This window comes from Streptosporangium sp. NPDC050148 (genome assembly GCF_055586505.1).
On record NZ_JBVJIA010000037.1, the window covers coordinates 68,436 to 79,119 of the forward strand.

General features: G+C 74.4%; 8 protein-coding genes. 3 read left to right on the top strand and 5 right to left on the bottom strand.

What is annotated here, in order from left to right; translation table 11 throughout:
- Positions 1-678: 678 nt before the first annotated feature.
- Positions 679-1,665, top strand: a complete 987-nt coding sequence (locus tag ACZ6RT_RS31415) for a sulfotransferase family protein (RefSeq protein WP_470157494.1) — start codon at positions 679-681, stop codon at positions 1,663-1,665.
- Between the two features lie 159 nt (positions 1,666-1,824).
- Here ACZ6RT_RS31415 and ACZ6RT_RS31420 read toward each other — a convergent pair whose 3' ends face one another.
- The 3 genes from ACZ6RT_RS31420 to ACZ6RT_RS31430 all read right to left on the bottom strand — a co-directional run bounded on the left by ACZ6RT_RS31420 (position 1,825) and on the right by ACZ6RT_RS31430 (position 5,128).
- A complete protein-coding gene (locus ACZ6RT_RS31420; protein WP_399195855.1) occupies positions 1,825-2,715 on the bottom strand; it encodes a hypothetical protein in 891 nt (296 codons plus the stop codon).
- Positions 2,716-2,878: 163 nt separating this feature from the next.
- Positions 2,879-4,201, bottom strand: coding sequence for a lanthionine synthetase LanC family protein (locus ACZ6RT_RS31425; RefSeq protein ID WP_399195857.1), 1,323 nt, complete (start codon positions 4,199-4,201; stop codon positions 2,879-2,881).
- Between the two features lie 123 nt (positions 4,202-4,324).
- The gene (locus tag ACZ6RT_RS31430; protein ID WP_470157495.1) at positions 4,325-5,128 is read right to left on the bottom strand and encodes an inositol monophosphatase family protein; all 804 of its coding nucleotides are present in this window, start codon (positions 5,126-5,128) and stop codon (positions 4,325-4,327) included.
- 315 nt (positions 5,129-5,443) lie between these two features.
- Between ACZ6RT_RS31430 and ACZ6RT_RS31435 the strand changes: the two genes are divergently transcribed.
- Together ACZ6RT_RS31435 and ACZ6RT_RS31440 are read left to right on the top strand one after the other, a co-directional pair.
- Positions 5,444-6,184, top strand: coding sequence for a GntR family transcriptional regulator (locus tag ACZ6RT_RS31435; RefSeq protein WP_470157496.1), 741 nt, complete (start codon positions 5,444-5,446; stop codon positions 6,182-6,184).
- 312 nt (positions 6,185-6,496) lie between these two features.
- Positions 6,497-8,890, top strand: a complete 2,394-nt coding sequence (locus ACZ6RT_RS31440; protein WP_470157497.1) for a helix-turn-helix transcriptional regulator — start codon at positions 6,497-6,499, stop codon at positions 8,888-8,890.
- A 140-nt stretch (positions 8,891-9,030) separates the two neighbouring features.
- Here ACZ6RT_RS31440 and ACZ6RT_RS31445 read toward each other — a convergent pair whose 3' ends face one another.
- Entirely contained in the window at positions 9,031-9,516 is a 486-nt protein-coding gene (locus ACZ6RT_RS31445; protein ID WP_399195865.1) for a general stress protein, read from the bottom strand.
- 183 nt (positions 9,517-9,699) lie between these two features.
- Positions 9,700-10,341, bottom strand: coding sequence for a response regulator (locus ACZ6RT_RS31450; protein WP_399195867.1), 642 nt, complete (start codon positions 10,339-10,341; stop codon positions 9,700-9,702).
- Between the last annotated feature and the right edge of the window lie 343 nt (positions 10,342-10,684).

Consider the following 10,684-nt stretch of genomic DNA (forward strand, 5'->3'; position numbering starts at 1 on the left):
CCCAACCACAAAAGAAGAAAGCAGCAGCCTCCCCCCCCCCCCCCCCCCCTTCCTCCCCCCCCCCCCCCCCCCCCCCCCCCCCCCCCCCCCCCCCCCCCCCCCCCCCCCCCCCCCCCCGCCCGGCCTCGCGCCGGAGGGCCCGGGACGTTCGTGCGACGGGGAGGCGGGGTACATCCTCTCCAGCCGGGACGGGACGGGACCGGACCGGGATCCGGGCGACACCACGGCACGGCGTCAGGGCAGAGCGGCACACGACACGGCACGACTCGGCGTCACGACTCGACGCCGTGGCACAGCGGCACACGACACGGCGTCACGGCTCGGCATCACGGCTCGGCGCACACGACACGGCCGGGCGGCACGCGTACACGGCATCGCGGCAGCGGAACGGCGAACGGGAACGCTCCGGCAACCCCCCGTTAACACGGTCTCGGTACTCTTCCTGGTCACAGAAGTGCGGAACCCATGCACGATCGAGAAGCATCCGGAAGGCTCCCGGGGCCACCGGGCGGAATCGCGTCACCGGTCCCCGCCCTCCCGGGAGGGAACCGACGACTGAAGCCCGGGTTTCCGGGAATTCCGTCCGGGAACGTCACGACCTCGCGGTCGGACACTTGCCTTCGTCCGAGAAGGGGCTATATTTACCAATAATTACAGTAGGGATTAAGGGTAATAACGATGCCGCTGCCGAACTTCCTGACCATCGGTGCCCCCAAGGCCGGGACCACCGCGCTGCACTCGGCTCTCGCCCGGCACCCGCGACTGTTCATGTCCCCGGTGAAGGAGCCCAAGTTCTTCCTCAGCGACGGCCCGCCGCCGACCAAGGGCGGGCCCGGGGACGCCCAGACCTACCGCGAGCACGTCTGGCGGCGCGAGGACTACGAGGCGCTGTTCAGCGAGGCGCCGCCGGGAACGCTCACCGGCGAGTCCACCCCCTTCTACCTCTACGACCGGGCGGCGCAGCGGCGGATCAGGGAGACCATCCCCGACGCCAGGCTCATCGTGGTGCTGCGCGACCCGGTGGAGCGCGCGCACTCCAACTGGACGCACCTGTGGTCGGCCGGGCTGGAGCCCGTCGGCGACGTGCTGAGGGCCTGCGCCGAGGAGGAGCGGCGGGTCAGGGCCGGCTGGGCGCCGTTCTGGCACTACCTCCGGCTCGGCAGGTACGGCGAGCAGCTCGAACACCTCTACACGCTCTTCCCGCGCGAGCAGGTGCTCGTCTACCGCTACCGCGACCTGGTCGACCGCCCGGTCGACACCCTGGACCGGATCTTCCGCTTCCTCGGGGTGGAGAGCGGCGTGGTGACCGAGGTGCCCCGGGAGAACGTGACCGCCCACCCCGAGCCGACCCGGGGGCACCGGATGCTGTCCCGGGCACTGCGGGTGGGTGCGGCGATGGGACGGTTCCTGCCGGACCGGGTGAACGTGGCCCTGACCGACCCGCTGGAGCGCAGGCTGCAGGAGCAGGCCCGCCCCCGCCAGCCGCTGACCTGGGACCAGCGCGAGAAGCTGATCCCCTACTTCACCGAGGACGTGGCGCTGCTGCAGCGGGTGACCGGGGAGGACTTCAGCGACTGGCTGCGCCCGCGCGAGCGCTCGGGAGGCCTGGTGGGCACCCGTCCCAACGGCCAGCGCCAGGCCCGCAACGGCCGCCCCCAGCCCTGAGCACGGGAGCCCCCGGCCCCCGACCCTCGGCCCCCGACCCTCGGCCCTGAGCACGGTGGCCCCGGCCCTGAGCACGGGAACCGGCGGAAGCGAGCGGGGACGGCACCTGTGCGACGGCCGGGCGGGACCCCGGGTGCGACGGCGCACCCGGGGCCGTCGTCAGCGCAGCTCGGTGCGGAGGTCGTGGGCCCCGTCCGCACGGGTGTACTCGTAGTACAGCCGGCGCCCGCCGCCGGGCAGGTCCACGATGTCGAGGTAGCGCAGGCCACCCCCGGCGTGCGGCGAGACCGCCACGGGCTCGGTGCCGACCGGGGTCAGCTCGGCGGGGTCGGTACCGATCGCGACGCCGGTCTTCTCCTCGTAGTTCTCCGCGGCCGTGGCCCTGCCGTCGTAGAAGGCCACCACCTGGTCGCCCACGAAGCGGACCGCCGCCACCCGCGCGCCCCGGGCGTCCCAGGTGCCGGGCCGGCCGCTGAGCGCGGTGCCCTGCCAGGTCCACTCGATGCCGTCGGCGCTGGTGGCGTAGTCGGACACCATCTGGTCGGCCTCCTCGGCCGCGTCCAGGGGGTGGCAGGAGGCCCACAGGTGCCACACGCCGTCCCTGAGCACGATCACCGGGTCCTTGACGCCGGTCTTGGGGTCGCCCGGCAGCACGACCTGCCGCTGCGAGGCACGGAAGCCCGACGGCTCGTCGGCCTCCAGCACCTCGACCCGCCAGTGCTTGGTGCCGTAGGTCGCGCAGCTGAGGTAGAGCCGCCACCGGCCCTCGGGGGTGCGGACCATGGTCGGCCGCTCCAGCGACTCGGTGTCCATCTCCTCCCTGCCGATGGTGAGCAGGGTCTCGAAGTGCTCACCGTCGGCGGAACGGGCGATGGCGACCGCGTAGCCGCGTCCCTCGCCGACGGGGCGGCGGAGCCGGTAGGCGAGGTAGATCATCCCGTCGCTCCACACCGCGCTCGGGGCACCGGCCCAGTGGCCCGCGGCCGGCTGGGCGGGCTCGATCGCGACGACGGAGCGGTCAGGGTCGGGAAGGAAATCCTGGATTGTCACGGGACCGAGACTAGGCAGGCTCTGGGCAGCACTCACGGGGAATCACCAATCATCATCACGAGCTTTGTCACCCCTTGACAGGCAAAGGGCATATCGTCCGAAGTCTGTAAGGCGCGACGTCCCGGCCCGAGGGCCGTCCTCCGATCATCCCGGCGACCGGTCCTCAGGTCCGGCGGAGCGTCGAGCTCGGCAGCGGGATGGCCGGGAACGGGTTGTCCGGCGGCAGGATCAGGCGCCGCGCCTCCCGCGGGCGCGCGGTGGCGTCCAGGTGCAGGAGTGCCGATCCGATGCCCGCCGCGCCGACCATGTACCCGGTGTCGGCGGTCACCTCTCCGGGCCGTAATCGGCGGTAGGCCTGGTACCAGCGCGAGCCCCGGCCGTCGTGGCGGGTGGCGCGGGTGACCAGGTCCCGGCCCAGGGTCCTGGCGTAGTCCAGGTGCCGCTGCTCGCCGGTCGCCGCCCAGAGGCCGACGAACAGCTCCACCAGCCCGGCGGTGCCGCAGCACTGGCAGGCCGAGTTCCAGTAGCCGCCGCTCTGCACGGGCGGGGCGCCGCTGCGGACGATCCCCCTGGCCAGCCGCTCGGCCCAGTCGAGGTCCCCGGCGTCGTCCGAGACGCGGTGCAGCTCGTAGAACATCCGGGCGACCCCGGCCGAGCCGGAGCAGAAGCCCAGGTAGTGCAGGTCGCGTCCCTGCGGGATGTGGTGCGGCACCAGGGCGCACCGCTCGGTCACGGTGCTGACCGCCCGGACGAAGTCGGCCCCCCTGCGTGCGGCGTCCAGGAAGCGGCTCTCGCCGGTGACCCCGTACAGGCGGGCGAGCACGAAGGCGGTACCGGCCGTGCCGGACAGGAAGCCCGGGGTGACCGCGTCCATCGGCAGGTCGGCGCAGGCCTCCTCGCCGAACCGGTGCCCGGGGACCACCAGCGCGGCGATGCGGTCCCCGGCCTCGACCGCGGCCTCCTGGTAGGCGGGCACCCCCAGGATGCCCGCGGCGTGCAGCAGCCCGAGGATGGTGCCGCCGTCGCCCCGCTGGGCGGGGTCACCGGTCCAGCCCAGGCCGCCGTCGACGGTACGGGCGCCGCGCACGATGTGGTCGGCGACCGCGGCGGCCTCGACCTCGAACTCCCGCTCGCCGGTGGCCCACCCGGCCTCGGACAGGACGAACATCACCCCGGCCAGGCCATGGTGGAGGGAGAGGTCGGCCTGCTCGCGCCAGGTGGCCATGAGGTAGCGGGCACCGGCCCGGACGTCGCCGAGGTAGCCGTCGTCACCGGTGGCGGCGGCGAGCTCCAGGAAGAACAACACGATCCCGGCGGCCCCCGAGTACAGCGAGAGCGGGTGGTCGGGCATGGCGGCCCGGCCGTGCGGATCGGGGTTGGCCCGCCAGTGCCGCCCCCGCTCGTCGTCCACGGCCGCCGACCGGATCCAGCGCGCGGCCTCGACGGCGGTGGCCAGCGGGCTCTCGGCCTCCGGCTCCAGGCTCATGTCGGCTCCTTCGTACGGCGACACGACCACCTTACCCTTATTTCCTACAGGATCAATTGGTAATGCGGTCGGAACTCCGGGACAGGTCGTGCGGCGGCCCGCCGCCCACCCGCCCGTCCCTGCTCAGGCCGGGCGCCCGTCGAGGACCAGCTCGCTCATGACCGATCCCGCCAGGTCGAACCCTCCGACGTGGGCGAGGTAGCCACCGGGTTCGAAGACCGACCCCTTCAGCGGGATGAAGACGCCTCCCGCCTGACGGATCAGCAGCGAGCCCGCCGCCATGTCCCACGGACTGACCCTACTGCCGTAGGCGACGTCCGCCCACCCCGCCGCGACATGCGCCAGCTTGAGCGCGGTGCTGCCGGGGCGGCGGGTGGAGGCGAAGGACGTCAGCATCCGCCCGAAGCGCCGCAGCGTCTCTTCCCCGCCGTCGGTCACCTCGGCGGGGAAGGGGTAGCTGGTCAGCAGCACCGCCTCGCGGTCGCGTACGGCACCGGCGCTGCGCAGCGGCACCCCGTTGCACCAGGCCCCGGTGAGGTCGGCGCGGAACTCGTCGTCGCGCGCCGGGTCGTAGATCACCCCGGCGACCACCTCGTCGCCGACGGCGGCGGCGATCGACACGCAGAAGAACGGCAGTCCCACGGCGAAGTTCGCGGTCCCGTCGATCGGGTCGACGTACCAGCGGATCTCGCCCGAGCCCTCGCTGCCGCCCTCCTCGCCGATGACCGTGCTGCCCGGCGCGCGCCTTTCGATGATCTCCCTGATGATGTGCTCCGAGGCGTGGTCGTGCTCGGTCACCGGGTCGTGGAAATCGCTCTTGGTCTCGACGGCGGGACGCGATCGGAACACCTCGCGCAGCCGGTCTCCGGCGGTGCGGGCGGCCTCCACCGCGACGGCGGCGAGATCGGCCGAAACATTCGGGTCCATGGGCTTCCTCCAGTGGCGCGAACCGGCGCCGGTCGTACGGGGGCGGATCGGGGGTCGTCCGGGGTGGACGGGGTGGGGCGCGGGTGAGCGGTGCGGGTGGGGCGGGGCCGGGGTCGGGTGCGGGCGGTACGGGCGGTGCGGGCGCGGGTGGGATGCCCGTCCCATCTTGCAGGAGGAGGGAGCCCGCGGAGACACCGGAGACACCGGAGACACCGGAGACACCGAAGACACGGCCAGACGGGTCGCGACCGGTTTTTGTCAGGACATTCTGATGTCCGCTACCCTGACGGCGAGGTGCGGCAACCAGGAGGGCGAATGACGGCGCGGCTCGCCATCGAGCTTGACCGGTCCAGCCCGGTCCCCCTCTACTACCAGGTGGCCGAGCAGATCTCCGAGGCCATCCGCCGGGGCGACCTGCCGCCCGGGTCCCGTCTCGACAACGAGATCCTGCTCGCCGACCGGCTGGGAGTGTCGCGGCCGACCGTCCGCCAGGCGATCCGCTACCTCGTCGACAAGGGTCAGCTGGTCCGCAAACGAGGCGTGGGCACCCAGGTCGTGCACGGCCAGGTCAAGCGGTCGGTCGAGCTGACCAGCCTCTACGACGACCTGCGCAGGGCCGGCCAGGAGCCCGCGACCAAGGTGCTGCTGCTGCGGTCCGTCCCGGTGGACGAGGAGATCGCCGGGGTCCTCGGCGTGGCGCCCGGGACCGAGGTGACGCACCTGGAGCGGATCCGCTACGCCGCCGGGGAGCCGCTGGCCCTGCTGCACAACTGGCTGCCCGTGCCGCTCGCCTCGCTGAGCGCCGAGAGCCTCCGGCAGCGGGGGCTGTACGAGCTGCTCCGCTCCGCCGGGGTACGGATGCGCGTGGCGAACCAGCGGATGGGGGCCCGGGCCGCCACCGCGGCCGAGGCGCGGCTGCTCGGCGAGCGGCGTGGCGCGCCGCTGCTCACCATGGTCCGCACCACCTACGACGACCAGGGCAGGGCCGTCGAGCACGGCTCCCACGTCTACCGCGCCTCGCACTACTTCCTCGAGGTCACGCTCATCGAGCGCTGAGAACGGCCCGGCTCCCCCGGCGGCCCGGCTTCCCGCGGCCGGCTTGCCCGCCCCCGGCCCCCTGCGGCCCGACTCCCCACGGCCGGCTTCCCCTCAGCCCGGCCCCCCTGCGGCCCGGCTCCTGCGACCCGACTTCCCACGGCCCGGACCCGATGTCGTTTCATGGTCAAATCTCGGCCAAACCACCGGGACAACCGGGATCACCGGCGCGTGGTGATTCGTCCCGCGGGGATGCCCTACGGGTGACCACCGTTGAGAGGGCCCGGCCCACGACCGTGACCCGGGGGCCGGGAGCGGGCGCGGGGCGAGACGATGCGCGGCCGGGGAGCTGAGTGGGCGGCGGTGCTCACCCTGCTGGGCGGCGTCGCCTCCCGCACGGGGAACGTGCTGCTCGTCCAGGGCAGGCCGGGGTCGGGCAGGACGCTGCTGCTCGACGAGGCCACCGGTGCCGCGTCCGCGCTGGGCATGGCGGTCGTCACCGGGCGGGCCGACGAGCTGGGACGGCTGACCCCCCTGGGCCCGTTGCTGTCCGCGCTACCGGCGATCGAGGCCGGGAACGCCCTCTGCGACGGATCCGGCCGGCTGCTGTGGCCGGACGGCCGGGTACGGGCCTCGCTGGAGGACAGGCTCCGCTCGGGGCCGCTGCTGGTGGTCCTGGACGACCTCCAGTGGGCCGACCCGGCCACGCTCATGGTGCTGCGCACGCTGCCCGCGAGGCTGGCCGACCGGCCGGTGGCCTGGCTGCTGGCCTGCCGTGGCGCGCCGCCGCGTGACGCCCCCGGGCGGCTGTTCGACCTGCTGGAGACGGACGGGGCCGTACGGATCACCCTCGGCCCCCTCGACCGGGAGGCGGTGGCCGGGGTCTGCGCCGACCTGCTGGGCGCACCGCCCGCACCGGGCCTGGCGGCCCTGGCCGCCCAGGCCGGCGGTGACCCGCTGCTGCTGTCGGAGCTCCTCACCGGGCTGCGCGAGGAGGGCGCCGTACGGGTGGAGGGCGGCCTCGCCCGGCCGGCCGGGCCCCCGCCGGCCTCGGCCACCCCCTCGGGCGGCACCCTGGCGGAGCCCGCACCGGCCGGGACCGCACCCGTCCGGTCCGCGATCACCGGGACCGCACCGGTCGACGTCCCGGTGGAGACCGCGCCGGCCGGGATCGCGCTTCCCCGGCGTCTGCACGTCGCCGTCCGGCGGCGGCTGGACGAGCTGGGCGGCGGGACCCGCCACCTGCTGGAGGCGGCGGCGGTGCTCGGACGCTCGTTCTCGCCGGAGCGCGTCGCCGGGCTGTTCGGCGAGACACCCGGGGCGGTGCTCCCCGCCCTGGAGGAGGCCCTGGCCTCCGGCGTGCTCGTCACCACCCCCGGCGGGCTCGCGTTCGGCCAGGAGGTGCTGTGGCGGTCGGTCGCCGAAGGCATGCCGGAGCCGGTGCGACGGGCACTTCGGGAACGGGCCGGGCACGCCTGCCGGACGCGGCCGGCCCGCCCGCCCCGCGACGCCGGCGGCATCGCTCCCGGCCCGGCCCTGCTCGCCTGGGACGAGGGGCTGCTCTCGCGCGGGCTGGAACTGGCCCGCGAGGCCGTGGACCGGCCCGGCCGCGGACGGCACCGGTGGCCGCGGGCCGTCCTGGCCTCCATGCTGATCGACCTGTGGCTGCTCGACGAGGCCGAGGCGGTGACGGAGGACGCCGCCGCCGAGGCCGGGAGCGAGGCCGGGAGCGAGCCCGACCCGGCCGCCGGGATCGGGGTGCTCCGTGCGCGTCTCGCCCTGGCCGCGGGCACGTTCGACCGCGTGGTCGAGCACGCCGGGACCGCACTGGCCGCCGCACGGGGCCCGGACGCGCCCGGCCTGGCCTGCTCGGCCCTGTCGGTGCTCGGCGTCGGGGCACTGCGCGCGGGCGACCTGCCGGGAGCCGTCGGGTACATGGCGATGAGACCGGCCCGATGGTCGTGGGGCCTGCCGTCGTACGAGCGGCTTCGTGCGGAGCTGGCGGCCGGGCGGATCGGCGAGGCACGTACCGGGCCGGTGGACGCGATGGCGGCGCTCGGCGGTGTCTACGCGGCGCTGCCCCGGCACCCCGCGGCACTGACCTGCGAGCCCGCCGCGGCGGCGTGGCTGGTACGGGTGGCGGTGGCGGCGGGCGAGCCGGACAGGGCCGACGCCGTGGTCGAGGCGGCCGAGGGGCTGGCCTGGCGCAACCCCGGACTGCCGGGACCGTCGGTGGCGGCCGGTCACGCGCGGGGCCTGCGCGAGGGCGACCCCGAGGCCCTGGGCCGTGCCGTCGCCGGGTACGCCGATCCGTGGGCCAGGGGTTCGGCCGCCGAGGATCTCGGTGTGCTGCTCGGCGCGGGAGGCTGCCACCGGGAGCCGGTCGTGGAGAGCCTGCGGACCGCCCTGGCCTGTTACGGGGCCGTGGAGGCCACCCGCGACGCCGCACGGGTGCGGGGCAGGTTGCGCCTGCTGGGCGAGCGGCGCCGCCACTGGACCAGGACCGACCGTCCCATGTCGGGATGGGCCAGCCTGACCGGCACCGAGCGGGCCGTCTGCGCCCTGGTCGCGCAGGGGCTGACGAACCGGCACGCCGCCGAGCAGATGTTCATCAGCGAGCACACGGTCGCCTTCCACCTGCGGCAGGTCTTCCGCAAGCTGGGCATCCGCTCGCGGGTCGAGCTGGCCAGGCTCGCCGTGCAGGAGAACGGCCGGAGCCTGCACTGAACAGGCCCGACCGGTCCGAGGAGCGGGTCCGGATGATCCGAGGAGCGGACCTGGCCGATCTGACGAGTGACCCGATCGATCGAACGAACCGACCCCATCGGATGAGCGAACCAGGCCACCCGATGAGCGGGCCCGGCCGATCAGATCTGCTGCCGGGGCATCTGCTCGGAGGTGCCCACGTTGAGCAGCCTGCGGGCCTCGGCCGCCTGGGGGGCGGCGACCAGCACCTCGTAGCGGTCGGCGATGATCGCGCTGGAGGAGAGGAAGTCCCGCTTGCCGCCGGTGAACGCGTGGCTGATCAACCCGAAGATCGCCCCGGCCACGGCGCCCCACACCAGCCCCCACAGGGCCAGGACGAAGGGGAAGGGCCCGGGAGCGAAGATCGCGAAGAACAGGCCGATCAGCAGGCCGAACCAGGCGCCGGTCCCCGCGCCCATCACGGCCGCGCGCAGGTAGGTCAGCCGCCCGAGCACCTGCTCGACGAGCCGGAGACCGACCCCGACGATCATCGTGTGCTCGACCGGGAACTTCTGGTCCGACAGCTGGTCCACGGCACGCTGGGCCTCGGCGTAGGTGCCGAAACCGGCCACGGTCTCGTGGGTGGTCAGGTTGACGTCAGGTCGCATGGCACTTCCCTTCGACGGGTACCTGCGACGCAGGTCCGTACCCGAATCACCCTTGCCCCACGACGGCGTCCCCCACATCCCCGGACCTGACGGTTCTTCCGCTCTTCCGCTCTTCCGCTCTTCCGCCCGGGTCCGGTGACCGGACGCCGCCTCCGGGGCCCTCACGCTCCGGGCGCCCGAGGCTCAGTCGGGTACCAGGCCGTGCCGGAAGGCGTACGTCACCGCCTGGGCCCGGTCGCGCAGGCCCGCCTTGGCGAAGAGGTTGTTGATGTGCGTCTTGACGGTCGCCTCGGAGATGAACAGCGTCCCGGCGATCTCCGCGTTCGAGCGGCCCTCCGCTATCAGCCGCAGCACCTCCGCCTCGCGGCGGGTGAGCCCGTCGGGCAGGTCCGGTGCCCGGCGGTTCCCGGCCACCGCCTCGGCCAGCCGGCGCTGGATGGCCGGGTCGAACTGGGCGTCCCCCCGCATCACGGTGGTGATCGCCGAAGCCAGCGCCTCGGCGTCGGCGTCCTTGGTCAGGTACCCGCGCGCCCCGGCGGCCAGGGCGGCGAAGACCGACTCGTCGTCGGAGTAGGTGGTCAGGACCACCACGTGGATCTCGGGATGCTCCGCCCTGATCCTGCGGGTCGCCTCCACCCCGTCCATGCGGGGCATGCGCAGGTCCATCAGGACCACGTCGGGCCTGAGGGACCCGGCCAGCAGGACCGCCTCGCGCCCGTCCGCGGCCGCCCCGGCGACCTCGATGCCCGGCAGCAGCCCGAGCAGCAGCACCAGCCCCTCGCGCACCACCGTCTGGTCGTCGGCCACCAGCACCCGCACGCTCACCCCGGCACCCCCGCCACGTCGAACGCCCCCGGGCCCCCGCACGGACCGGTGAACGGCCGGGAGGCACGGCGCTCTCCGAAGGCTTCCGGCCCTTGCGGGACACCGGGCGCCCCGAGGGCGACAAGAACACCGGACCCGTCGAAGGCCCCGTGCGTTCCGTGAACTTCAGGGGCTCCAGGGGCTCCAGGGGCTCCAGGGGCTCCGAGGAGGCCGGGCCCGCCGGCGTGGACCGTCCGCGGGGGGGGGGCCGGCCCCACAGCGGGGCCCGAGCAAAGGGGGGGCCCCGCCGGGACCCGAGGGGGGAACCGAAACACTCCCCGGCCAGATTGGGGGGGGCGGGAGC

Coding starts and splice junctions, on each gene's coding strand:
- ACZ6RT_RS31415 (WP_470157494.1), top strand. CDS start 679: ATGCCGCTGCCGAACTTCCTGACCATCGGTGCCCCCAAGGCCGGGACC.
- ACZ6RT_RS31425 (WP_399195857.1), bottom strand. CDS start 4,201: ATGAGCCTGGAGCCGGAGGCCGAGAGCCCGCTGGCCACCGCCGTCGAG.
- ACZ6RT_RS31430 (WP_470157495.1), bottom strand. CDS start 5,128: ATGGACCCGAATGTTTCGGCCGATCTCGCCGCCGTCGCGGTGGAGGCC.
- ACZ6RT_RS31435 (WP_470157496.1), top strand. CDS start 5,444: ATGACGGCGCGGCTCGCCATCGAGCTTGACCGGTCCAGCCCGGTCCCC.
- ACZ6RT_RS31440 (WP_470157497.1), top strand. CDS start 6,497: ATGCGCGGCCGGGGAGCTGAGTGGGCGGCGGTGCTCACCCTGCTGGGC.
- ACZ6RT_RS31445 (WP_399195865.1), bottom strand. CDS start 9,516: ATGCGACCTGACGTCAACCTGACCACCCACGAGACCGTGGCCGGTTTC.